Origin of the sequence: Clostridium sp. KLE 1755 (assembly GCF_000466465.2) — a bacterium.
Classification (GTDB): domain Bacteria; phylum Bacillota; class Clostridia; order Lachnospirales; family Lachnospiraceae; genus Eisenbergiella; species Eisenbergiella porci.
Window position 1 is genome coordinate 27,096 of record NZ_KE992779.1, and the last position, 25,020, is coordinate 52,115.

Sequence of the window (25,020 nt, forward strand, 5' to 3'; positions counted from 1 at the left end):
TCAATCCACGAGGTCGCAAAGACCTCGACAGCAAATCCTTCCAAAAACCAAATTCCTTCCCCTGCAAAATCTATATTTATTATACAACCACCCCACGATTATTTCCACCAAATAATCATCTCCACACTATATTTCATCCATTTCTCCCCAAAAACAGGTGCGAATCCCCCGGCAAATCCATGGGAACTTACGGTTCGCACCAACTAAAATCATACTCCCGTCCTAAAAAAGTCCCCTTTTCTTCATCTCTAAATCCTTCCCTTGTCTGTCCTCCCCAGCCTGAGCTTAAATTACTCTTCCCTCTTCTATTCCGCCGCAACGCCCTTCCTGCCCGCATCAACTATCTCATAAAACCACACATACATATCCTCCGGCCTAATCGAAAGCAAACGTTCTTTATCAAGCAAAATTCTATCCCCTTCTCTGTGAAAAACAGAATGAAGCGGTTCATAATTAAGAGCCTCCAGCCCCTCCATTGCCGCCCACTCCTGCAATGTATATTCTTCCTTTTCAATCAGCTTTTTTAAAGACTCATAACCAGCCTTCCGTACAAAATTCAGCCGGTCATCTGTTCCTGTCATTTCACCAAGCCTGTCATTCATACCGTTCCATAGCCTGTCGATACACATCTGCCTTTCCTGAAGGCTTTGGGCTGAAAAATCTCCGGTATTTAATGCGCCCTGCAAATCCTTCTCCCAGCTGTCCGGTTTCCAGGCCAGGCTTCTGCTCATGTGAATCAGCCATTTATCATGAGGTATATATTCCCTGTTTACAATAAAAAGCGCACTAACCAGCGGTTTTATCGCATTATTATAAACATAATGCCCCTGCATCGTATCCTGCCTGTATATCCAGATATCACCTGCCAGTCTTTAATTCAAATATGCTTCCCAAAGCAATCCCCCGGCACTGTCTATATCAACCGTACAAGCCAGCTTCCTGGATTTAAATTCTGCAATTTTTCCTTCAGGATCATAAAGAATATCAGCATAGGACAAATCCCATAAAGCGGTTGAGTCATAGCTTCTTTCCAGCTCATCTTCATAATTTACCAGCTTTATATCATATAAATAACCGTCAATTACCGTAATCCCCAAAGCAACCGGACAATTTCCGTTTTTGTACCAATCAAAAGCTTTTTCATCTCATCATATTCCTAATGCAAACATAATAGCCGCTCTGACATACGCTTCCCGGATCCTGTTGAAATCCTCAGTTCCCCACTTCCATCCGCTTTCCGTCTCTGAAAGCGGATGTTTATCCGAACACAGCAGAACTGCTGCCGCAGTCATGGAATAATACCTGCTTACGGATAAAAGTGCAGACGCTTCCATATCCACGCCCACGCATCCCTTTTCCCGCCAATACGCTTCCTTGGCAAAGGTCTGGCGATAAAAGGAATCCGTCGTAACGGTAGAATTCACAACCGTATGGAATTTTCCCTGAAAATATTCTCTTACCTGATTAAAAAAATCTTCCTCCGGCCTGACAAATTCCACCGTTTCAAAATAATGATGCGAGGTGCCTTCCTCACACAAAATGCTTTCCGGCACCACCACATCACCAACCTGGATTTCTTTACCGAACCCGCCGCACATACCGACCACAAGGATCCGTTTCACGCCAAGTGCCCTGACCGTTTCCAGCGTATCAACAGCCGCCGGGCAGCCATATCCGCCTTTGGTAAAGCAGACGTCCGGATGCCCTTTTACCTCAATACACTCCGGATTGTCCAGAAAACAGGGAAGCCTGTCACAAAGAATGACCGTGTCAAAATTTTCTTTCAGGAACCGCAGCCCGATTCCAAGCTCAAATATTACACAGGTTTCCGGCAGTTCTCTTATATCCCGGCTGCCATGACTGCTCCTCACATGCTTTTCCGCCGTTATAACCGCCGGCGTACTGTCCTCTGAAAATACCCACTTCATGTCTTCACCTCCCTGCCTGCAGAAAACATCACCATAAAAATAATTCTCATCTGTATAATATTTTCCGCACCGTCTCAACCGACAGCCCATACTCCTCGGCCAATTCCTGCATTTTCTGCTTTTCCACATAAAACCTGCGCCGGATCTCTTCATTGCGCTGCTCATAATATACCCTGGCCCCGGATACGGCGCCCCATCCTTTTTTCTCTTCCTTTTCCGGAATATAAACCAGTTCACCGGAGGAATATTTTTGTATTTCCCGAAGCAGTTCGTCCGGAAAAATTTCAGAGGCATTCCGATATTTCATTTCACTCCCCTTCCTTTCTAAAACCGCTTTACGAGATTTTGTTTCGCGCGGCTTCTTCCCTTTAGTTCCGTGAAAGGAAATCCTCCAGGGAAGGGTACTCGTTTATTTTTCCTCCACGCTCTATTATAATCGCTCTCACCGCTTTTTCCAGCTCACAGCTTTGCCTGCTCACTTTTTCCAGGCAGTCAGGGTCAAAAAAGCCTAAAAGATCCATTTCCTCAAAGCCAAATTCCTCCGCAGCCACAACCAGCTCGGTCTGCAGATAGACGCAGTCATGAAAAGCTTCCTCCGGCATGTTCTGCTGGCAAAAATAGCGGATTCTTCTCCAGGTAAGGCTCATTTCCTCATACCAGCCTGACAGCTGTTCATAACCGTCTTTTTTCTCTTTTTTCATTTCAGCCGGCCTGCGCTGCTGCAGGAAGCTCCGGGCAGACTGTATCAGAAGATAAATCAGCTCCCTGATTTCTTCAATCGTATCCGCCCGAAGAAGCTGCTTTGAATAATCATAAAATTTTTCAGGAACCTCTTTCAGTTCGGGACAGTGATACATTCTGCTTTCCGCGCTGCCCTGCTCCGCCTGTTTTTCCGAAAAAATACCGCAGTCCGCAAAAGTTTGGTTCATAAACGCGGCCGCCTGCGTAAGGAGGCTCTGGATATATCCTGCTGCCATCCGGCATTTGCATAGCTTTTCTTCAAACAGAAGCGTACGGTAAATGTCCATGGCCATATCCACCCGTTCCAGAGCTCTCTGATACATCAAACCTGGATTCCTCAGGTTTTCAAACAATCTGTTTTTCAAAGAAAGAAAACGTTCCTCCTCCTCCCGGGTCCTTGCATACAGGATTTCTGAGGCCGCAAGGCACAGTGTCGGGAATTCCTCCAGATTTGCCGTCCTTTCCGTTCTTTCCCAGGAACGCGGGTACAAATCATGCCCAACTCCGTCAATAATAAAGGTCTGCGCCAATTCGTTTCCCCGTTCATTGACAGGCACATAATAGTCAAAACACTCTCCATGACCGTCGCCGTTTGTGGCATGTCCTGTTACTCCTATAAGGAGAGCAATGTCCTCCCGGTATTCTTTTTCAATTTTTTCTTTCACCCACTGCGTCAGTCTGTTTTCTGCTTCCATATTTTCCTTCTCCTTTGCCCCGCTTTTTTATTTGTTTCTTTTATAAAAAGGCCGTCCATGCTTAACTTCCGATTTATGCTTTGAACACCCTTCCTATCTCAATTATAGATAAATCCTCATTTTTCTCAATGCCGAATCCCATTATAATCATTTGTTCCCAAATGCAGCTCCCGGCATAAAAATAAAAACTTTGTAAACTTTTGTCGTAATACGCATAAAATAACATAAACAATACTAAGCCTTATAAAAGGGGGCACGAATCCAATGTTAGGAACCATACTTTTATGCGTAGCATGCATTTTGATACTTGGTTTCATTTTGTTTATATGCATATGGAAAATACGCACCAGGAAATTCAAACCTTCCAAAGATAAAACCGGACAGCAGCAGCAGCTGAACCAGGATTTGAAAGATGCAGGCTTTGCTTATGATCTGAAAAATGATTTGTTCTACTCCGTCATGGACTGCTGGCAGCGTGAAATGGGATATTGCCGGCTGTATGACGAAGGCTCCGCCGATTTTAACATGGTTATGCACTGTGAGCCCGTCTGTTTTACGTACAACGGGAAACGATGGATGATAGAATTATGGAAAGGCCAGTACGGAATAACAACCGGCGCTGAAATCGGCATTTACAATACCGCTTCCGATGATATTAAGACGAAGCAGTTCACCGGAACCTATTACGACTGCGCCTCGGACGATGAACGTCTGGATATGAGCTTTGTCCTCCGCAAAAACGGAAAGGTTCTTTTCAAACGCAGCGGGATTCACTGGTGGCTTACCGGGTTTAAGCTGGGAGAATTTTCCCACCTTGATACTCTCACCATGGATGCCAAAATCAAATTTCCAAACAGAACCATGCGGGACGCTTTTGTAAATGGCCTGGTGGATATCGGTTACCGCAAAAAAGAATACAGTGTTCATTCAAATACGGTTACCATCCATTACACAACGCCCCACAGTCCCCAGCCTCTTTCCAACAGTACGCCTCAGGGAATTCTGGTGCAGAATACAAACTCCATCAACTGCGGCCTTTACAGGCAGGTGACCGGAAAATATACGGAAACTCTCGATAAACTTGAATATCTTAAGACAGCCATGCCCGAACTGTATGAATTCTGTATGCATTCCCTGTATGCGAGATCCTTCTATGAAGCTTTTGACTGGCTGATTGACCTTATTCACAAGGGTCACAACCCCGACCCAGGTCCGGAGCCAGGTCCCAGTCCTTGTCCCGGCCCTGAACCCTGTCCTTGTCCCAAGCCTTGCCCTTGCCCTAAGCCCTGCCCTTGCCCTAAGCCCTGTCCGAAACCCTGCCCGAAACCTTGCCCCAAACCCTGCCCCTGCTCTCCTGCCACTCATACAAAACGGCTTCCCAACAGGATCTGTACTCCCTGTAACTGCCAGAAGCCGCAGAATCCCTGCTGTCCATGCACAAACAGCACAGCATGTGAATGTGAGGAAAAAAATACTGAAAAAGGGATGTGCCGCTGATGCCTTCGCTTGCCGATAAACTGAATAAAGTCTACACCTCCGCTCCCGTTCTTCCCTATGATAAAAACTCCCGCATCGTAATTATGAGCGACTGTCATCGGGGCCAGGGAAACGGAGCCGATAATTTTCTTCCGAACAGCCCGATTTTTCAAGGCGCCCTGGAATATTACTACAAGAATGGCTTTACCTATATCGAACTTGGCGATGGTGATGAACTCTGGGAAAACAGATGCATCCACACAATTATCAGAACCTACAGCCATATTTTCCGGCTCATGAACCGCTTTTATCAGGATAACCGGCTTTACATGATATACGGTAACCATGATATCGTAAAAAAAAGGAAAAATTTTTCCACATCAAACTGTACAAATTATTCCTGCGATGTCACAGAACCGGAAGATTATTTTTATAAGGATTTGAAAATTACAGAAGGAATTATCCTCGAAAATAAAGATACGCTACAGCGCATTCTCCTAATCCACGGACACCAGGGAAGTCTGCTCAACGATGAGCTTTGGCCCCTTGGCCGGTTTCTGGTGAGATATGTCTGGAAACCGCTGGAAACAATTGGCTTCCGCGCTCCCACAGGCTCCGGCCGATCCGTAAAACTGGTGGAAAAGATAGAGAAAAAACTGTGTGCCTATTCCAGGGAAACTAACCGAATTGTCATAGCCGGCCATACCCACCGGCCGGTATTCCCGAATCCGGGTTCCTGCCCATATTTCAATGACGGCAGTTGTGTACATCCGTACAGCATCACATGCCTGGAAATAGAAAATGATCAAATAGCCCTGGTCCGCTGGTCCTTTTCCACGACGGAGGATCGATTACTTTTCATCAGCCGCGAAGTCCTGAACGGACCGGAAAACCTGTCGGATTTTATACTGGACTGAAGTCCTTGCCGGGAAACCTTATTCCTTTGAAACCGTGCTGTCCCTTACTTTCCGATAAAACCAACTTCCGGCAGCTTACCTGGCTGCCGGGTCTGGGCGAACTGTATGAAAAAACTATCAGGCTGTTTGCAGCTCATTTTTCCAGAAGCATCCTGTAATGATTTTCCGTTTCTTCAACAATAGAAAAACCCAGCCGATGATATAGATGGATAACAGGATTCTTTTTAAATGCCTGAAGCCTGACTTTGGAAAATCCGCTGCTTTCAATTGTTTCTGCCAGTAAACGGGAGCCAATACCCTGATTCCGGTATTCCGGAAGAATACAGATATTTTCCAGTTCACAGGTATCTCCGTCCACACTCCAGTTTATCATGCCGATCCGTTTTCCCCGGGAATAAATTATGTTCATATTTTCCTTTGCATTTTCCATGAAGGCATTGAAATAGTCTGTCTGCTTTTCTTCATCCCAGCCCCAGATCTCAGAAACATAGGGATAATAGCATACTTTCTTCAGCTGATAAACAAAATCGTAGTCCACCGGCGTGTATTTTTTCATTGTGATTTCCATAAGCTTTCCTTTCCATAGGAAGGAATTAATTCCCGGGGCATTCCTTCACATAATTTTCCATAATGTCATCCGGCAGGTTGACTTCATAGGTACATACCATATCGCTTTTTAAAGCGGAAGTGAGGACGCGGCCGTTTAATTTTCTGTCCAGAAACGCTTCTGCAAAATTCATTGCATGTCCCAGGCTGCAGCTGCACAGGCATAATTACCGCTCCTGATACCATGAGTAATACAAATTCATATCAAAATCAGGAATCGGGCTGAAACGGTTCCCATCAAAAATCATTCTTAAATTTTCCTCCGGTTTTATTTCAGCTGTAAAAATTCCCGGCTCCTGGGATAATTCTTCATTACAATAATAATGTATCGGTTTTTCCGTTTTTCGCACAGGTCCCGCAACACAGCTTCCACCGGAAAATTTATCACCGTTTTGTATCCCGCAGACATTGGAACTCGCAATATAAATACCGTTGCTTAAAACATGATACTCTATCACGCGTTTTAAATAGCATGCATCGCACTGCGCATCCTCCGTAACCGCCGATAAATTTACATATAAATTAACTCCTTTATAACAGTAATAGCGAATCAGCTCAGGGTAACGAATCGTGTCATAGCATATTCCAAAGCCTATTTTCCCATATTCCGTATTAAGAATAAGCGGCTTACGCCCTTTAGAGAAAATCTGATGCTCATATCCACAAATATGAATTTTTTTGTAAATCTTCACTGTATTATCCGGACATGTAATAAACGCTGCATTATAAATAAGATCAGCCTCATAATATGGCGCACCAAAACATATATAGATATGCTGTTTGCAGGATATTTTCTGACACATACTCACTGCCTGAGCAACAAGTTCTTCGTTTATCATTTTAGGATCACTTAAAAAATAATAATATCCGGTTATACACAACTCCGGAAAAACAACAAAGTCAGTCCCGCTGTCAACTGCTTTTTCAATATAATCCTTCATAAGAGCTATATTTTTGATGACATCTTTTTGTGATTTAAAATTAACTACGGATATCCTCATTTATCTTTCCTCTTTAATTTAATCCTGTCACCTATAATCATCTGCCGATTCATTCCTTAAACTCCGCCATAAATGTCATACTCCCTATAGCAGCCAAACTGCAGCCTTTTACGGCGCTTAGAGAAAGGCGTCAGGCCGCAACCGGCAGACTGTTCGCCAGTGGGCAGGTCGTGTTATCTTTAAATTCTAACGGTCCACCGTACAAAAGTCAAACGAATCATTATACTTCACTGCCTGATTCCATTCTTCGTATAGTACAGTATATTTTATCTTACCCGCTTTTTACGCTATAATGTTTTACAAAACTGCAAATACCACCGCCAATACAGAAAACCCTTTCACCTGTTCTCCTTCAGATGAAAGGGTCTCTTATTTATTGATTCAGTTCTTTCAGCAAATCCAGGATCTCCGGCCTTACTATCTGATTATTGATATCTACCAATTCAAAATCAAGACATTTGTAATTCCACATAGCATGCCCTATTTTCAGTCCGTCACAGATAGTGATAAAATCACGGATCCATTTTACAGCTTCTGTGGCAGGCGCGGAGTCAATGACTCCAAATTCCCCGCAGTAAAGCTCACAACCGGAATACTGCATAAAGTCTTTCGCATAAGAAAGAAGGGACAGCATAAGGCTTTTATCGTTGCAGTCCGTTTCTTCCGACATCAGGGGATGTTCCTTCCTGAACTTGTCGTTTGCTTTTAGAAAGGCAATATAATCCGTCATATCTCCCGGATAGGTCAACGTATGCCTGTATGCGCAGAATTCCTCTGAAAAATGCGCCTTCTGATGTGTAAAAGCATTCGGTTCATAATAATGGAAATTATAAAATACATAAGGGTCTTCCACTAAATCCAGCCGGTCAAGATACCCCACGCTGTTTACATTGTTTGTCCCTGCCAGAACCCACCGGCCGGGATCCTCCTTATGTATCTCCTTGATCGCCCTTTTGTACAGCCGGTTCCACATATATCCGGTGGAGTCCGCAATCTCATTGAATAATTCAAACAAAAGCAGAGTCCCTTTATATCCTTTAAAATGCTCTGCCATTCTCGCCCAGAACAGGCAGAAATCATCACGAAGCGCCTCATCCGTCATCAGGGGCGTAGGTATCTCCATCTGTCCATAAACATGCCCTTCAATATTATGCAGGTCAATTACAGCATGCAGGCCGTAATCGGCACACCAGCCAATACAACGATCCAGATACTCCAGCGGCTTTTCCCTGAGAATTTTCTTTTCTTTATCCAGAAACAGCCATCCGTCCACCGGAATCCGAACATGGTCAAAACCCCAGGACGCAATCTGTTTTATATTATCCTCCGTAATAAATGTTTCAAAATGCTGCTGCAAAGCTTCTTTGGAACCCGCGTCTGCGATAAGCTCATATTGTGACAGGAAGCCTCCCAGATTAAGCCCCTGCTTAAAATTTTCAAATAACATATTACACTCCTTTTTAAGTTATCCTTTTACCGCTCCCACCACAATACCTCCTGAGAGATATTTGGAAATGAACGGAAAAATAATCAACACCGGAATCGCTCCCAGAACCGCGATTGCCATTTTTAACGTTGCCGTCGGCAGAGAAGCGCCGATACTGCTGCTGATGTTTTTCGCCAGTCCCTGCTGCATATACAGCGTATCCAAAAGCATTCTGTTCAAAAGCACCTGAATCGTGTACATTTTATCATTGCTGATATAATACAGACCGTTCTGCCAGTCATTCCAGTAATTCAGGGACACAAACAGCCCCAGGGTAGCCAGGATTGGCTTGGACATGGGCAGTACGATACTGCGCAGTATTCTGAATTCCCCTGCCCCGTCCATTTTGGCCGACTCCAGCAGCGCCACGGGAATATTAGAGGCGAAGTAATTCCTGGCCATAATGACATAAAATCCGTTTACCAGCAGGTTCGGAAGAATATATGCAAGGTAAGAATTTTTGATATGGAATGTATTGGTCCACATCATATAGGTAGGAATCAGGCCCCCGTTAAACAGAATTGTAAAAAACAGGAAAAAGGAAAAAAATGCCTGCCCCCTTAAATCCTTTCTGGAAATCGGATAGGCATACAGTATTGTAAGCACCAGATTTCCCAATGTCCCCGCAATCGTAACCAGGGCTGATATGCCATAGGATCTCAAAATGCCGCTGGAGCCATTGACGATATACTTATATGCCGTTAAATCAAATTGCCTGGGCAGTATATGATAGCCCTCATGAAGTATCGCCGTTTCGTTGCTGAAGGAAGATGAAAAAAGCAGAATCAGCGGCAGAACACAAAACAATGACACTAAAAACAAAATAATATGATCTATTGTCTGAAAAACTTTATCTCTTTTTACCATGATAACCTCTCCGCACAGATTGCAGGCGCTTTCTGCTATTTAAAATATGGCGCTGTCTCTGTCAATTTTTCTGACGATACCGTTTGCCGCCAGAATCAATACAAAACCGACCACAGACTGGTACAGCCCTGCTGCCGACGACATCCCCAAAGTACCCACACTCTTGATTCCCCGGTAAACATAAGTATCAATCGTGTTCGTTACATTCATCAAAGCGCTGCTGTCCATGGGTACCTGATAAAACAGGCCAAAATCCGATCGGAAGATACTGCCCAGCTGGAGCAGGGTCATCGTAATGATAGTGGAACGGATTATCGGAATGGTAATGTACATAATCCGCTGGAATCTTGTGGCGCCGTCTATTGTTGCCGCTTCATAATAGCTGGAATCAATGCTGATAACTGAGGAATAATAAATAATGGAATTATAGCCAAGCCATTTCCACTGATTCACAGCAACCAATATAAAAGGCCAGAACGCCGGCTGTGCATACCAGGAAACGCCTTTCTTTCCCATAGGTTCCAAAACACTATTGTTAATAAACCCGGTATCTGTACTTAACAGAGCGTATACAATATAGCTGACAACCGTAATGGATATCATATAGGGAATAAGATATGTCATCTGAAAGGCGCGCTTCCCTCTTTTAGAATTCAGTTCATCCAGAAGAATTGCTATCGCAAGTCCCACAAAAAGGCCTATCGCTATAAAAATAAGATTGTACCCCACCGTATTGCGCAGTATAATCCAGGAATCCCTCGTGGAAAACAGGGATTTAAAATTATCAAATCCGATAAATTCACTTCCCCAGATACCTTTCTGAAAATTATACTTTTTAAAAGCTATCACAGTAAATGTCATAGGTATGTAATTATTGAACAGCAAATATATAAATCCCGGAATCAGCATAAGGTATAGAGCCCAATTCAAATGCAACCGTCTTTTTTTCTTTTTCATATATGCCCCGCTTTATGTGTTACAGAGAATTTTAGTACTGCTTTTCCGGCCTCAGGAGCGCCGCAGCCTGCAGCCCGCCATAAGGCCGGAGTATTTAAAAAGTAAAATTACTTATTATCAGCTAACCAGTTATCCAGCTGTTTTTGTTTTTCGGTGAGAATCTTTTCGATACCCGCTTCCTCAAATTCAGCTTTCATCTGATCCCATACGGAATCCGGATCCACATCCCCTGTTTCCAGTCCCTTTTTATATTTATTGAGAACAGTGGTGCAGGCCACCACTTCATTGGTTACGTCCGTGCTGTCCCATACAAAGCCTTTTGCAATAGAGGGATGGCAGTCCTTATTAAACTGGATTGTATCACTCCAGATATCAGGACCATCCGTAACCCACTTATGGGCAATCAGTTCATTGGGAAAATGCCATGCGGCAACTGTCCAGCCCAGATCATCGGCGGTAACGCCTTCCGGATAATCGATAAGCCCTTTCTCTTTATCAACAAACTCATAATATTTTCCTTCGATGCCATAAATAAGCAGGTTTGCCACATCGGGATTGGAATACATTTCGTTAAGAACCTGCATGGCCCTCTCGGGCTGTTCGCTGGTATAAGGGATATACCAGTAGTTATTGAGATTGCTGGTTGTCGTATAATAGGGGACAATATTGATAATGGTCACATCAATTCCCGTATTTCTTTCCCACTGTGATTCAATGCCGGGTTTGGTTTCCGTTGTTGCGCTGAAGGCCTTTCCCGCACCCATAAGGCTGCTTACCTGCTCCGTATTGATGCTGGCATCAGGCATAATCAATCCATTCTGGGACCATTCATATCTTCGTTTGCATAATTCATAGTATTCGTCGGAGGTATAGAAATTTTTCACCGTGGTGTCATCGCTGAAGGAATCCGTAAGTACGCCGAAATCCCTTCCCAACCAGTCAATCGCAAGCATATAGTCCCCCATTGCGCCGCTGTCGGAGGCCAGAGGATATACATCCGGATACTTTTCTTTTGCCGCTTGAAGAATCGGTTCCATATCAGCTTCCGTCATGATATTGCTGTAATCAACACCGAGAGATTCCAGCATTTCGGTATTACATGCAAATCCCAGTCCCAATCCCAATTCTTTGTTGTTACGGATTGCATAAACCTGACCGTCTATAGATGTGGAAGCTAAATCTTCTTTACTGATATCGGCAAGAATATCCTGGCCGTCAGACTCCAAAAGTTCATTCAGCGCAATTACCTGCCCCTGGCTCGCCGCACTCGGAATAGGAAGCTGCGATACGCCGCCGAGCAAATCAATCTTTTCTCCGGATGCCAGTTCTGTCTGTACTTTATCCACATAGGTTGAAAAATCATAACGTACAATTTCAACCTCCGTATTGAATTTTGCCTTTGTGATTTCAGAAACAGCAGCGGAAATCTCCGCACAGGCCTCCTCTGATCCATATCCGTCTGCTACAATTCTCACCGTATATGGCTCCTGCGCTGAAAGCTCCTTTTCTCCATCTGCGCTTTCCTGCCCGGCATTACTTTCCTGTACAGACTCCGCCTGCGTACCCGCCGAAGATTCATTTACACTGCTCTCCACCGTACTGCCGCCTGAAGAACCACAGCCGGCCGCCAAGCCAGCCGCCATTGCCACTGCTAATAACACACTGATTTTTTTTCGTAACATAATACCCTCCTTTTTCTTTTCCACGGAACAAACTCCGTTTGAACATATAGTTTATCCCGCTCTTAAATTTGTAAGCACATTTTTCTGTGTTGATTAAAGTGTAGTAAAAAGTCGGTTTTGTCTCAACAACAAAACCGACCAATGAATAGAACGTTTTAGACTTTTATATTATCTGCCTTCCGAGCGATTATAGTATTCGTACGGAGTCATATCCGTCCATTTTTTAAATACCTTGGTAAAATAAGAGGGGGTATCAAAACCAACTTTTGTTCCCGCTTCTGTTATTGTACATGTCTTTTCCGCCAAAAGACGTTTGGAAACCAAAATCCTGTAGTACTGAATGTACTGTACCAGGGAATAACCCGTGGCCTTTTTAAATATACGGTTCAGGTAATCCCCATTCAAATGGACGGCAGCCTCAATATCCTGCCTGCTTAAATCCTCCATATAATGCCCGTGAATATAATTCTTAACCGATTCAACAACCGCCCATGCCGATGTGGGGCAGTCACCGCCCTGGACTGCAGGAGAATGCTCCCTGTCCATAGATGCATCAATCAGCTTATCCACATCATAAATGAACTGCCCCATATTCCGGTACTGCATGGCGGCATACCTTAAATCCATGGAGCGTTCGGATAGGGTTTCCAGGCTGACGCGTCTGATAAAATAGGCAAATATCTCCCCCTGGAACCTTCCTTTGAGCTTGGATATAAACAGCTCACACATATCATGGATTTGCTTCCTGTCATTATCAGTTTTAATAATCCAGAAGATATTGTCCCAAAGATGTATCTCCGTGATATCAGCAAAAAGCTCTTCTGCAATATTACTCAACGCAAACAGCAGGATGCTGTTATTTTTTACCTGCACCTGGGTTCCTGTCAGCCGTATATACACCAGCCCCTTTGGCTCCAGGGATTCTCTTGCCAGTCCTCCTACCTCAGCCGCTTTATTAATAAACTCCGTAAAAGGCAGAATATCGCCGGTAATCAAATTGGTGTAAAAAATCTTTTCTTCCCTTTTAGGATCATATACATTCTGTCCCGCATTCCCCTGAAGGCTTTCATTCCTTTTTTTATTGATTTCTTCTGCGGCAAGCCTTATGGTTTCCGACAGCTCCTCAAAGCTTACCGGCTTTAATAAATATTTCACAACGCCAATATTTATAGCATCCTGTGCATATTTAAAATCCGGATATCCGGTAAGTATAATCTTCACAATATCAGGAAAATTTTCTCTTATCCATGCCAGAAGCATCAGTCCATTTTCCTGCGGCATTTCAATATCACAAATAATAATGTCTATTTGGTTGCCCGAAACAAGCCTTCTGGCATCCATAGCCGTATAGGCGGTGAAAACCTCATGAATTCCCAGCCCCTGCCAGTCAATATGCTTTTTCAAAAGATTTACTACGATTACTTCATCATCAACAATTAATATATTCATAGTTCCGTATTTTCATCCTTATTCATCCGGGGAATGCGGATCATAACCACAGCCCCCTGCACCTCATTCCGAATTGATACAGCGGCCTGCCCGCCATACAATACCTGCATACGGTTTTTTACATTAATGATGCCAATATGCCTTCCGTCTTCTTCAATATTCTCATTATCATTCAGCCTGTCCAGGATTTCAACAGGGAAGCCCAGTCCATTGTCTTTAATAATTATATGCAGCATCCCGCCTTCTTCCTCTATCAGCAGAGAGATTTCCAAATCCTGTACCAGCATGATGTTATGCTTGATACTGTTTTCAATGAAAGTCTGTATCAGAAGCGGCGGTATTTTTTCCTCATCGGCATCAGCATTACAGGTAATTCTCAGTTGAAAATTATCCTGATACCTTATTTTCTGCACCTGTGCATAGCGTACGATGCACTGGAGTTCATCTTCCAGATATACATAATCCTCCTTCAAAGACAACAGATACCTGAAATACTCCGCCATGTTTTTAGTAAGTTCCTGTATTGTAACATAATCCTTTATGCTGGCAAGCGTATAAATCAGGTTCAAAATATTGGTATAAAAATGAGGCTGTATCTGTACGCGCAGAAACTGATTAAATATCTTTTCCTTTTCAAGGCTTGTCTTATACACATCAATTTTCAGATTGATGATCTGCTCCGCCATATGATTAAAGGTCCTGTACAGCACGGTAATCTCCCGGTTTGTTGTGTGATCCTGCAATCGGATCTCCGTATTTCCGCCGCTGAATTCCTCCATTGCATTTTTCAGCTTTGTAAGAGGCCTGAATACGGATCTGTCCTGGTGAAACAGCGCTATCCATATCAGAAAAAAAGAGGCTATTATCGCAATTATTATGATAATAAAAAGATAGGAACCACTGTTTATAAAATTAAAATAAGGGATTTCCACACAGATTTTTTTGTTAATCATTCTGATTGCACGTGAGAAAGTAAAGCAGTTTTTGTACTCCTCGATTTTATCAGCCTTATAAAAAACAGAGCCGTCCATATTCAAAAGATAGACATTACTTTCCTGATCCTGAGGCATAATATCATTAAGAACATTTTCACAACTGATGTAACAGCCGCTGAATCCCCCTTTATGCTCATACAGATGCAGGAAATAATCCTTTCCCCCCAGCTTGATATCCTTCCAGTCAGCAGAATTATTGACCTGAACGTTCAGTATATACTCTTTCAGTTCATCATTTTCCTTCTCCTGAAAATAATCCAGATATGAAATTGAAGAAAGCATAATATTCTTGTCCGGAATAAAGACGAAAAAAACAATCTGGTTTTCATTGATAATAGACAGGTTGGTCAGATCACGCTGGAGATCCGAACTTTTTTCTTCAATGAAATCCGAATCGGAGGAATCACAGATCAGATTATAATCCGTGCTGTTGTTTTTATTAATCAGTGAAGTCAGTTCTTTATTTGCCACATAAAACTGATCCGCCCAGTAATTACTGGAATAATTGAGGGAATTTTTATAAATTTCTTCTATCCGACGATTGAAATGTCTGATGGTAAAGATATTAAAAACCGCAAAAAGAAATACGACAAAGAAAGATGTGAGTAATATAAAATAGCCTGATTGGATAAACCTTAATTTTTTCATTCCGCACCGGATTCCCTGTATTTGTTATTATGTTCGTGTGCCAAAGCCGCAGCCGGCTTTCCATGCGCCACTACAGTTCAGTGGCGCACAGCAACATTATAACATATATCGAAATCAATACAACAAGGTAAAATTCCAGAGCTGATACAACGGTGCAGCAGCCTGAAATCCAGGCTGAAACAGTGGTGTTACAACATCGGCAAAAACATGGAACGCAAATCTTCTGCAAAAGCATCTCGGCATAATTTTCCTGTAGGGGTTATTTCCCGCCCCCTGCCAGTCCTAAGCCTGCTCCCCATCCTTTTTCACCACCGGCATATACTGGACAACCTCAGTTTCCCCGCAGATTTCCACAGTATCAACAAGATACTCCTCCATGAATGGCTGCGGACCGAAGCCGTACCGATCACTATTCTCCATCTTTTTTATGAAATCAAACCAGGAACGGCCGTTCTGCGCATATTTTACAAGCCTTTTCAGATACAGCCCGCCGGGAAATTCCTCTTTTATCACGCCTTCCCCGTCTTTTATTTCCATTTCATACGGAATCTGTATATACAGGCGGTAAAAAAAGCCGGGGCTGTCCAGCTTTTCAAAGCTATAAAAGGCGAAGAGCCTGTTCTCTTCCCTGCCAGGCAGGATTCCTCTGTCTGCCATCCACGCGGCCAGCTTCTTTCTCGCCCGCGCTTCCGCTCCGGGACCTGTCGCCGTGCAGGATGCGGTCATAAAAGGTTCCACATATTCCTCAGTTTCATTGGTAAGCTCCGCCTGGATATCCTTTTTCAGCCGCACTGGCATGTATAATTCCACGCCGCCCGTATGCGCAAATGCGTCATCAAAGCCAAGATGCTCTTCCAGCCACTGGGCGTCACCATATACATATTTGCTTCCCTCCAGCCAATTTGAGAAACGCTTCCAGCCGCGCATGATGCCTTCTCCCAGTTCCTCCTCTTTTGTCCGCTCAATTGTGATAACCGCATACAGACCGCCGCTCAGCCGCTTTGTTTTTATTTTTTCATCCGTCACTTCCATATCCTCCGGAATCGTGACGCATACCTCATATCCGTATTCTTCCGCCGAAGGGTCGCAGTCAGGCGCATTATAACCGAAAATACGGTAATTTCCACTGCGTATGTCCAGTTTTTCCCGCAAAACCCACTGGCTCATAGTTGCAAATGCACCGTCCTCCGGATTTTTTCCGTAATAACAGAAATAAGCAACACGCATGGGTGGCATTTCTTTCAAAATTTTGATATCCGGGTACTTTTCATTCATTTCTTCGTCGGGAATTTCAAAATATTTATCCATAACATTTATCCTTTCAAACTTGTAGTCCGCTCTTTCCCGGGAACAGGCGCTTGGAGAGAAGCCGGTGACTTTTTTAAAGATTCTGGAAAATGCATCGGCGCTGGTGTATGCATATTTAACGGCGGCATCCAGCACCTTCATCCCCTGGCATATATCATAAGCCGCAAGGGACATTCTGCGCATAATCAGGTATTCCTTTGCCTGAAATCCCGTAATGGCAAAAAACAGGCGGTAAAAATTCGAAACCGACATATACGCTTCTTTCGCCGCCTCTTCCGCCCTGATTTCATTTTCCAGATTATCCTCCAGAAAATCTATTGCTTTCTGTATCCTTTCATAGTAGTTCACCGGCCTGCCCTCCTGCAATCTTAAGATGTTTTCAGTATAGCAGACACCCGGACAGGTTACCCGACTTTTTTTCTCATTCTGCTTTAGCTCCATGCATTTCAGAATTTCCGGACGTTTTAAATGGGTTCCTGCGTTCACGGACGCCTTCCTTTGTACCGACGATTATCCGGTCGCAGAATTTGTCAAACAGGCCGGTTTCCAATACACCCGGTATTCCGCGGACCGCTTTCGCCGCTGTCAGGAAATCAATATTTTCTGAGAAGCTGATGTCCAGTATCCAGTTGCCGTTATCTGTTACAAACGGCCTTCCGTCCCTCTGACGGCAGACCGACGTTCCTCCCAGCTCTTTGACCGCCTCAGCCGCCCAGGCGGAACCAAAGGGCAGGACCTCTGCGGGAAAGGGGAATGTGCCCAGGCGTTTTACCAGTTTGCTTTCATCCATGATCCAGATCACCTGCTCCGCTCTGCGGGCAACGACTTTTTCCCTGAGAAGCGCGCCTCCCCCTCCCTTTACCGCACAAAAGCTGTCATCGATTTCATCTACACCGTCTATCGCCAAATCCACTTTAATCCCGGCTTCCGGACGGATAATGGGAATCCCCAGTGAAACGGCAAGCTTTTCCGTCGCTTCAGAGGTTACGGCCGCCTGCAGAGTCCTTCCTGCGCGGACCATAGCGCCAACCTCCTGTATGAGATAATATGCGGTGGAGCCGGTGCCCAGGCCGAGCGTCATCCCGTCGCGGATATATTTAACCGAAGCCAGTGCCGCTGCTTTCTTCAGTTCTTCTTTGATTTCTACATGATTTCTGCTGTCCATACTGTTTTTCACCTTTCTGTGAGTCACTTTATTCATTTACTATTGTTCCGTTTTTCATCTATCTATACTGTAATTATGATTATTGCAGTTATAAAAGTCAATCTGTTTTATACAAAATTCCGGGGGCCAGTTGATGGGGGCAATTGTTACGCTTTCCTGTGCCGTACATTTCCGGTTTGACAAAAATAACGGCATTCGTTAGACTGAAACCATAACTGGTCCGTGTAACCCTATAATATTGTTCGTCATATTTATAAGGAGGCCGAAATTGGAAGTACCATTTTGGGAAGAAACATATAAAGACGATACAGTTTTTACATTTGGCAATCAACCAAACCAGTCCATTACTGCAATCGAAAACCTGCTGGACAAATCGGGAAGAGTCCTTGACGTTGGCTGTGGTGACGGAAAAAATTCATTGTATCTGGCTAAACAGGGATTTAGGAATATTGATGCTTTCGATTTGTCGGTAAATGCAATTGAAAAGCTGCGCCGTTTGGCAGTGGCACACTCTTTAGAAATTAATGCATGGACTGGCAATTTATGCAGTTTTTCCTTTGTAAAAGAATACAGTCTCATAATGTCATTTGGAACCTTACATTTTGTAAGTAAGAATGACTGGCACAATTTTATTATGAAATCCAAAAAAGCCACGGCAGTCGGAGGCTTTCATATTATGCAGCTGTTTACGAACCAGGTGCCTCCCTCTCCTGATATTGCACCTTTTTCTATCGGTATGGCAGATGACGACGAAATCAGGAAGCTGTATGAGGATTGGGAGATTATTGATTTCAGGTCGTATGTTTTTGAAGACGAGCACCCCAATGTTCCCAGGCATCTGCATGCCTCTAACAAAATTACCGCCCGCCGGATAAAGTGAGGCCGCCGTCCTTTTCAGCTTTTTCTTCAAATCACTTAAAGCCCCTCCCCGCCAAAGACGGCAGGAAGGGGCTTCTCTGCTGCAGCTTTATTTCCACTGAATTATTTCTGCAGATTTATTTTTGTAGCTTCATTTCTGTGGCTTTATTTCTGTAATACCATTTGTACTGCCTTACTTCTTATTTGTCCCAACCTCTTTATGGTATTACAAACCATCCTTAAAGAAACCGTTCCTCAAACCACCATTTCACATCCGCTTATTCCAGACCAAGCTTCTCCTTCAGCTCATTCCAGATATCAAATGCGGAGAAACGCATCGGTATGCTGTAATCATCCCCGATCCCATGCACCGGTGTCCACACCTGGGCATAGAACGGGCTCTTACGGGCCATATCGGCATAGTGCCAGGTGTTCCGCTGGCATTCCGGGCACCAGTGGCCGCCGCGCAGCATGGCGTTGACGCTCATTTTATATTCATGGCCTTCCGAACATCTGAACCGCAGAGGCGTATAAATATCGGGAATATTTTCATCCAGCAGCTCACAGCCCCTAAACTGCGCAGCCTTCCTGATATCCTCAGCCTGCAGCTCTTCCAGCGCCTTGCTCTCATCATAGCCGTGATCCATATAAACCGGCTTCTCCTCGGAAGGATGGTAAAATTCATATCCTTCCTCCACACTCTTAATCTGCTGCTGTTTTTCTCTGGATCCGAAAAATGCATGAATCCAGTCTTCCTGATTATTCTCCAGCATCCAGGAGGTTCCCATTTCTTTATGGCTGATTTTTTCCAGGTTTTCCTTCATGGACCGGGTATTGGGCATCATGGCGGCAATCATGGGATTTTTCATCATCGCTTCCATTTCCGCCGTCGCCTCCGCCCGGTAGCTTTCCGGCGGGATTACCCTGAAATGTAAAATATCATCCAGTAAATCGGAATCCGTATAATAGTGGCCATGGAAATTGTAAAGCGCACATTTTGTCACGTCAAATACATCCTGGTAACGGATTCCCATAGGACCGAAGCTGAAATTCATCAGCTCCCAATGGGCAAAACGCCAGCCCTTGCCGCTGCTTAAATTATAGGCCTTCCTCCAGAACTCCTCAGGAACCCAGTCCTCGCAGAGATTGGCCATGCAGATGCCGGATTCCACCGCCGTGCTCCATTCCAACACGTTATTGGGATTCTGATGGTGCTGGATCGGCTCCTCGCCCGCTCCCTGATCCGGCGGGTATTGTCCGGTCTGGCGGATGGAAACCCAGTATTTCAGCCCGCTGTCAAATACGGAAAGCTCGGAAAATACCTTTGACATCGCATAATAATCATGGGCGGAAGGATTGATGGGATCTCCGCAGCGTCCCCAGTTCACAGGCACCGGCCTGTCACCAGTCATGGCCACCGTACCCACATAGGCGAATTTCACCTTGTCCGGATCCGGCTGTTCCTTAATGGCTTTAATAATATTCAGGGTGGAGCCGATATTCGTATACAGCGTTTCTTCCGGATATTTATCCGCCGCCGGAGATACCATGGCGCCGATATGCAGCACATAATCCGCGCCGGTTACACATTTCAGAATTGTCTCATAATCCTTCATGTCTCCCCAGACTACTTCCAGATAAGGATCTGCAATTTTTTTCACAAGCTCTTTATTCTTTGCGGAAGGACGCGCCAGCATGCGGACCACAAATTTCGGTTTTCTTGCAAGCAGCTGCTTCACCGTTTCAATCCCCATTTTCCCGGTTCCGCCTGTTACAAAAACGGTTTTGGGCGCTTTTGAAATCACCTCACGGTATTCAGGCTGATCGAATTTAACAGCCGCTTCCTGCGCTTCAAAGGTGGCATTCATCGCACGGCGGGCACGCAGCGCATCCCCTACCTTCACGAAAGCGATGCCTTCATTGCGGCAGATTTCCTCCAGCGCCGAAGCGTCATTACTTCTGGAACCAACCGCGACCACCGCATAATCACAGGGGTAAGACTCTTCTTTTCCATCCCTGATTCCATACACGCATCCATTTTCAATCCGGTTTACCGTGATATCTGTGACTGTTACAATTCCACGTTTTGCAATTTCTTCCATCACACAGATTTTACGGACAGGCCCGATATCAGCGCATACCTCCGGCAGCATTTCCAGGACGGTAACCTTGCAGCCGCTTTCCGCAAGATATTCCGCCGCTTCCATACCCACAAGACCGCCGCCGATTACCACGGCGGCACCGGAAACCTTCACCTTTCCGCCCAGCACCTGATGGGAGTTCACCACATTTTCCCCGTCTGCGCCCGGAATTCTCAGGCTGATGGGCGAGGAACCAATTGCGCAGATTACGGTATGCGGCTTTTCCTCTGCGATCAGTTCAGGGGTTAACGGCGTATTCAGATGCACCTCAATCCCCGCTCTTTTCACCTGCGACGCCATGGAAAGCATGGCCGCCTTCATTTCCTGTTTGCGGGGCGCTTCCCCTGCCAGCAGGAACTGTCCGCCAAGATGATCGCTGCTTTCATAAATCACCGGCCTGGCGCCGCGTTCCTTCAATACAAGCGCCGCCTGCATTCCGGCAATTCCGCCGCCTGCGATAAGCACCTTCTCCGGATCTTTACAGGGAACCGGCGCCATCTCCGCTTCCAGGCCTACCGCCGGATTTCTCAGGCAGGTGATGTGAGGCATATCCAAATTGGAAAAACCGTCATAGCAGCCCTGATCACAGCCTACACAGGTTATGATGTCCTCTCTTCTTCCTGCCTTTGCCTTGTTGCAGAATTCAGGATCCGCCAGCTGTCCCCGGCCGACAACCACCATATCCACCTTGTCTTCTTCCAGAATCTGCTCCGCCAGCTCCGGCGTATTGATTCTGCCGACGCCAACTGTCAGCATGCCGGTTTCTTTCCTGATATATGCCGCATTGTCAATATTGAAGCCGCAGGGCAGATCAAGGGAAGGCACCTCATATTTCAAAGCCGGCGTTATTATATTTCCTCTGGAAATATCCAGGACATCCACGCCTGCTTCCTTTGCCCATTTACAGAACTGCGCCACTTCTTCTATTGTCAGCCCGTTTTCAAGATAATCATCATGCGCATCTATTCTCATGAAAACCGGCATGTCTGCAGGGACCGCACTGCGGATGGCGCGGATAGCTTCCAGCGGGAAACGCGCCCTGTTTTCCAGGGATCCGCCGTATTCGTCCGTCCGATGGTTGATTCCGCCCGACAGGAAGGAATGGGGCAGATAGTTATGCGCGCAGTGGAACTCCACGCAGTCAAAGCCTGCTTCTGCAGCCCTTGCCGCCGCTTTGCCAAAGCAGTCCGCTATGTAATGGATCTGTTCCACGCTGATACCGGGCAGTGTAAGCTCCGCCGACACCGGCATGTCAGAGGCCACATACATCACTGCGGCCGGATCAAAGCTTACGGCAATGCTTCCCTGCCAAAGCTGGATCCCCGCCTTGCCCCCCGCTTCATGGATGGCATCCGTCAGCTTCTTCAGCCCCGGAATATACTTATCCTCTGCAATGGAAAGGAACTGCTTGGGGGAGCTTAACGGCTCCACGCTGGCTACCTCCACCATATTCAGTCCGTTTCCGCCCTTCACCCTGGCAACATGATATCGGATCAGCTTATCCGTCACCATTTTATGATCGCTCATACGGGTACCCATTGCGGGCAGGATAACACGGTTTTTCAGCTCCATCCCTTTGATCCTGATGGGAGAAAATAATTTTTCATACATAAGTTCCGTCCTCCTTTTCTTATATCTTATATTGTAAACTATTCATAATCTGTACAGTCAATGGTGTTTTTTTATTCAGATTTTGTTATAATTAACAGAAGATATGCACATGAAATGTATTTTTATCCACAATATGCCTTTCGAAAACTGTTCACCTGGTGTACACTTTCCGGTAGCGGGCCGGATCATGTGCAGGGAGAAATATTCTGTGGTGAAGGCTTTTGCACCGGGCGGACGGTAACGTTTGCACCGGACGGCAGCTTTTTTTGATAAAGGAAGGAGTATCCATGAGAATTAAGGAAGTGATTGAAAAAACCGGATTATCCAGGAGAACCATCCAATTCTATATCTCACAGAAACTGATCATGCCAAAAGAAGATCCGGTAAACGGTTATCATGATTTTTCGAACGAGGACGTGCGTAATCTCATTATTATTTCACGGCTGCGCAGGCTGGATTTTCCCGTTTCCGATATCCGCCACATCCTTCGTTTCCCAGGAACCGCTTCCTACTATTTCTACCGGCAAATCGACACTCTGACGAAACGGATTGACACCATGCGGCGGAATGTGGATATCCTTGCCCGCTATTTTGAAAATGATCCTGCCCCCATCGACTGCGATTCCCTTGCCGCCAGCCTGAGGCTCATGGAATCCTATGAGGAAAAGAAGGCTGCCGCCGATGATTTTACGGAGCTGGACAAGAGAATCATCCCTCTTTTTATATGGACGCCCTATCTTTCCGGAACCCGCAGTGAATACCAGGAATTCATCTGGAGCAAAATTTCCCGGAAGGTAATTGAGGATTATCAGCCTTTCCTGCGCAGTATGAAGTACATCATTTCTGCCCTTACGCCGGAACAGCTCACCTACAGCAGCGAAAAAACAGCGCAGCAGGCTGAAATTATAGCGTCCTTAAAGCATGACAGCCTTCCTGCCCATGCAGCCTGCATGCTGGAGCAAATTGATGCTTTTCTCCGGGACAGCGCCCTTGTGGAAAAATGGAACCTCGTCTATCCGCCGCTGATTTATCCGCTTCTGACAATCGGATATTCCGAACTGAGCAGTATGATGTTTGAACTGAACAGTGATTATGAGCGTTTTTATAATAATATCTGTGTTCTATGCGGCTTAATCTGGAACCTGCTGCAGACAACAGAACATGGGACACGGATTTATGAGGAAATCACAGAGAAACTTCTTCCCATTAACTGGGAGCAGAATGGGAAAGGGGAGCTTGAACGGATGACAGTATTTGCGTTCAGCCCCTATGCCCTGCTGGAAAAAGAAGACATTAAAAAGCTGTTATTTTGAAGGATTTTACCGTAACAGTCCGGCAATTGAACTGTTACTATTTTCCTTCTGTTAAAATAAAAAACAAACGAGGAGTATTACTATGCAGAAAAACCTTTCACTTTCCATTGACATCGGCGGTACCTCCGCCAAATATGCTTATGTCACGGCAGACGGAAAGCTCACCGGGAAAGATTTCTTTCCCACCTCCGGCCTGAAAAACCTGGATGAATTCTATCAGCACCTGCTGCCTGTTATCGATAAGGCTATTGCCTGCGGCGCCGTAAATGTAGGGCTGTCCTGTCCGGGCTTTATCCAATCGGACGGACTGTGTATGGGCGGCGTTGAGAATCTGCCTTATCTTAAAGGCGTGAATATCCCTGAATTCCTCCGGCAACATAATCCGTCTCTCAAGGTATCTATTATGAACGACGGTACTGCCGCCGCTTTAGGGGAGTACTGGCTGGGCAGCGGCCAGGGCAGCCGTGTTCTGCTGTGCATCACCCTGGGAACCGGTATCGGCAGCGCCCTGATTCTGGATGGCAGGCCATATCCGGGCAGCCATTTTCAGAGCGGGGAAATCGGCTACAGTGATTATTCCTCCTCTGAAGAATACCTGGAAATCAATTATTCCACCCTGGGAATTCTCAGAAGGGCCTCGGAGCTTACCGGAGAACAGCTCGACGGCTTTGCCTTTATCCAGCGCATCCGGGACAATGATCCCTGCTGCCTCCGGCTGTTGGAGGACTGGACCGAAACGCTGGGCCGTATCCTGGCGAACAATATCCTGATGCTTGACCCTGACAGGGTGGTAATCGGCGGCGGCATTTCAAAGCAAAGCGACATCCTTATTCCTCTCCTGGAAAAACATACAAACCGCCAGCTTCCGCCCCAGTACCGGCATCTGGCCGAAATCGTTCCCGCCAGGCTCGCCAATGATGCCGGCCTGTTCGGCGCTGTAAAACCGTTTTATGAAACGGGTATGGATACGTGACGCTGCTTTGATAATTTGCCAGCGCTGCCGTGGTGTAAAAAAGAAAACGTCAGGGCTTATGGCAAAGCCGGCCAAAAGGCAGTTCTTTGCATCCACCGGCCTAACCAGCCAAACAAACAGGCGCTTCCCGCCGCCGTTCTAAAAATGCCTCACTCCCTGTTCCCGGAGTGAGACATTTTTATTCGGCCAGATCAGTCCACCTC

At 45.5% G+C, this 25,020-nt stretch carries 22 protein-coding genes; 5 read left to right on the forward strand and 17 right to left on the reverse strand.

Annotation, left to right across the window (positions count from 1 at the left end; all coding sequences use genetic code 11):
* Positions 1 to 305 precede the first annotated feature (305 nt).
* The 5 genes from HMPREF1548_RS26770 to HMPREF1548_RS26790 form a co-directional block, all read right to left on the reverse strand.
* A complete protein-coding gene (locus tag HMPREF1548_RS26770) occupies positions 306 to 833 on the reverse strand; it encodes a hypothetical protein (protein WP_021639958.1) in 528 nt (175 codons plus the stop codon).
* Positions 834 to 872: 39 nt separating this feature from the next.
* Positions 873 to 1,097: a hypothetical protein gene (locus tag HMPREF1548_RS26775; protein WP_021639959.1), complete on the reverse strand. Its 225-nt coding sequence runs from the start codon at positions 1,095 to 1,097 to the stop codon at positions 873 to 875.
* A gap of 51 nt (positions 1,098 to 1,148) precedes the next feature.
* Positions 1,149 to 1,928, reverse strand: a complete 780-nt coding sequence (locus HMPREF1548_RS26780; protein WP_021639960.1) for a nucleoside phosphorylase — start codon at positions 1,926 to 1,928, stop codon at positions 1,149 to 1,151.
* Between the two features lie 46 nt (positions 1,929 to 1,974).
* The gene (locus HMPREF1548_RS26785; RefSeq protein ID WP_021639961.1) at positions 1,975 to 2,235 is read right to left on the reverse strand and encodes a CD3324 family protein; all 261 of its coding nucleotides are present in this window, start codon (positions 2,233 to 2,235) and stop codon (positions 1,975 to 1,977) included.
* A 61-nt stretch (positions 2,236 to 2,296) separates the two neighbouring features.
* The gene (locus HMPREF1548_RS26790) at positions 2,297 to 3,364 is read right to left on the reverse strand and encodes a hypothetical protein (RefSeq protein ID WP_021639962.1); all 1,068 of its coding nucleotides are present in this window, start codon (positions 3,362 to 3,364) and stop codon (positions 2,297 to 2,299) included.
* Between the two features lie 264 nt (positions 3,365 to 3,628).
* Here HMPREF1548_RS26790 and HMPREF1548_RS26795 point away from each other — a divergent pair, with 264 nt between their 5' ends.
* Both HMPREF1548_RS26795 and HMPREF1548_RS26800 read left to right on the forward strand, forming a co-directional pair.
* Positions 3,629 to 4,861, forward strand: a complete 1,233-nt coding sequence (locus tag HMPREF1548_RS26795) for a DUF4474 domain-containing protein (RefSeq protein WP_021639964.1) — start codon at positions 3,629 to 3,631, stop codon at positions 4,859 to 4,861.
* Positions 4,861 to 5,757, forward strand: coding sequence for a metallophosphoesterase (locus tag HMPREF1548_RS26800; RefSeq protein WP_035324187.1), 897 nt, complete (start codon positions 4,861 to 4,863; stop codon positions 5,755 to 5,757). Before HMPREF1548_RS26795 ends, HMPREF1548_RS26800 begins: the two co-directional genes overlap by 1 nt.
* A 133-nt stretch (positions 5,758 to 5,890) precedes the next feature.
* Here HMPREF1548_RS26800 and HMPREF1548_RS26805 read toward each other — a convergent pair whose 3' ends face one another.
* The 11 genes from HMPREF1548_RS26805 to rpiA all read right to left on the reverse strand — a co-directional run bounded on the left by HMPREF1548_RS26805 (position 5,891) and on the right by rpiA (position 17,957).
* Positions 5,891 to 6,325 carry a GNAT family N-acetyltransferase gene (locus tag HMPREF1548_RS26805; protein ID WP_021639968.1) on the reverse strand — a complete coding sequence of 145 codons (435 nt, stop codon included), beginning with the start codon at positions 6,323 to 6,325 and terminating at the stop codon, positions 5,891 to 5,893.
* A 25-nt stretch (positions 6,326 to 6,350) separates the two neighbouring features.
* Positions 6,351 to 6,497, reverse strand: a complete 147-nt coding sequence (locus tag HMPREF1548_RS29725) for a hypothetical protein (RefSeq protein WP_021639969.1) — start codon at positions 6,495 to 6,497, stop codon at positions 6,351 to 6,353.
* Positions 6,498 to 6,530: 33 nt separating this feature from the next.
* A complete protein-coding gene (locus tag HMPREF1548_RS26810) occupies positions 6,531 to 7,364 on the reverse strand; it encodes a carbon-nitrogen hydrolase family protein (RefSeq protein WP_021639970.1) in 834 nt (277 codons plus the stop codon).
* A 373-nt stretch (positions 7,365 to 7,737) separates the two neighbouring features.
* On the reverse strand, positions 7,738 to 8,811 hold the full coding sequence (locus HMPREF1548_RS26815) for a glycoside hydrolase family 5 protein (protein WP_021639971.1): 1,074 nt from the start codon (positions 8,809 to 8,811) through the stop codon (positions 7,738 to 7,740).
* A gap of 18 nt (positions 8,812 to 8,829) precedes the next feature.
* Positions 8,830 to 9,717, reverse strand: a complete 888-nt coding sequence (locus HMPREF1548_RS26820; protein WP_021639972.1) for a carbohydrate ABC transporter permease — start codon at positions 9,715 to 9,717, stop codon at positions 8,830 to 8,832.
* A gap of 39 nt (positions 9,718 to 9,756) precedes the next feature.
* Positions 9,757 to 10,566 (reverse strand): ABC transporter permease subunit, encoded by an 810-nt coding sequence (locus tag HMPREF1548_RS26825; protein ID WP_320919472.1) that lies wholly within the window; start codon positions 10,564 to 10,566, stop codon positions 9,757 to 9,759.
* A 215-nt stretch (positions 10,567 to 10,781) separates the two neighbouring features.
* Complete coding sequence (locus tag HMPREF1548_RS26830) at positions 10,782 to 12,356, reverse strand: ABC transporter substrate-binding protein (RefSeq protein WP_035324189.1); 1,575 nt, start codon at positions 12,354 to 12,356, stop codon at positions 10,782 to 10,784.
* Positions 12,357 to 12,524: 168 nt separating this feature from the next.
* Positions 12,525 to 13,805, reverse strand: a complete 1,281-nt coding sequence (locus HMPREF1548_RS26835) for a response regulator transcription factor (RefSeq protein WP_021639975.1) — start codon at positions 13,803 to 13,805, stop codon at positions 12,525 to 12,527.
* Positions 13,802 to 15,448 (reverse strand): sensor histidine kinase, encoded by a 1,647-nt coding sequence (locus HMPREF1548_RS26840; protein WP_021639976.1) that lies wholly within the window; start codon positions 15,446 to 15,448, stop codon positions 13,802 to 13,804. Before HMPREF1548_RS26840 ends, HMPREF1548_RS26835 begins: the two co-directional genes overlap by 4 nt.
* A 282-nt stretch (positions 15,449 to 15,730) precedes the next feature.
* Entirely contained in the window at positions 15,731 to 17,104 is a 1,374-nt protein-coding gene (locus HMPREF1548_RS26845; protein ID WP_035324235.1) for an effector binding domain-containing protein, read from the reverse strand.
* A 73-nt stretch (positions 17,105 to 17,177) separates the two neighbouring features.
* On the reverse strand, positions 17,178 to 17,957 hold the full coding sequence (gene rpiA, locus HMPREF1548_RS26850) for a ribose-5-phosphate isomerase RpiA (protein WP_021639979.1): 780 nt from the start codon (positions 17,955 to 17,957) through the stop codon (positions 17,178 to 17,180).
* 232 nt (positions 17,958 to 18,189) lie between these two features.
* Between rpiA and HMPREF1548_RS26855 the strand changes: the two genes are divergently transcribed.
* Positions 18,190 to 18,801 (forward strand): methyltransferase domain-containing protein, encoded by a 612-nt coding sequence (locus tag HMPREF1548_RS26855; RefSeq protein WP_035324190.1) that lies wholly within the window; start codon positions 18,190 to 18,192, stop codon positions 18,799 to 18,801.
* 256 nt (positions 18,802 to 19,057) lie between these two features.
* Here HMPREF1548_RS26855 and baiCD read toward each other — a convergent pair whose 3' ends face one another.
* A complete protein-coding gene (gene baiCD / locus HMPREF1548_RS26860) occupies positions 19,058 to 22,531 on the reverse strand; it encodes a bile acid Fe-S flavoenzyme BaiCD (protein ID WP_021639983.1) in 3,474 nt (1,157 codons plus the stop codon).
* Positions 22,532 to 22,818: 287 nt separating this feature from the next.
* Between baiCD and HMPREF1548_RS26865 the strand changes: the two genes are divergently transcribed.
* A complete protein-coding gene (locus tag HMPREF1548_RS26865; protein ID WP_021639985.1) occupies positions 22,819 to 23,844 on the forward strand; it encodes a MerR family transcriptional regulator in 1,026 nt (341 codons plus the stop codon).
* Positions 23,845 to 23,926: 82 nt separating this feature from the next.
* The gene (locus tag HMPREF1548_RS26870; RefSeq protein ID WP_021639986.1) at positions 23,927 to 24,817 is read left to right on the forward strand and encodes an ROK family protein; all 891 of its coding nucleotides are present in this window, start codon (positions 23,927 to 23,929) and stop codon (positions 24,815 to 24,817) included.
* Positions 24,818 to 25,020: the final 203 nt, after the last annotated feature.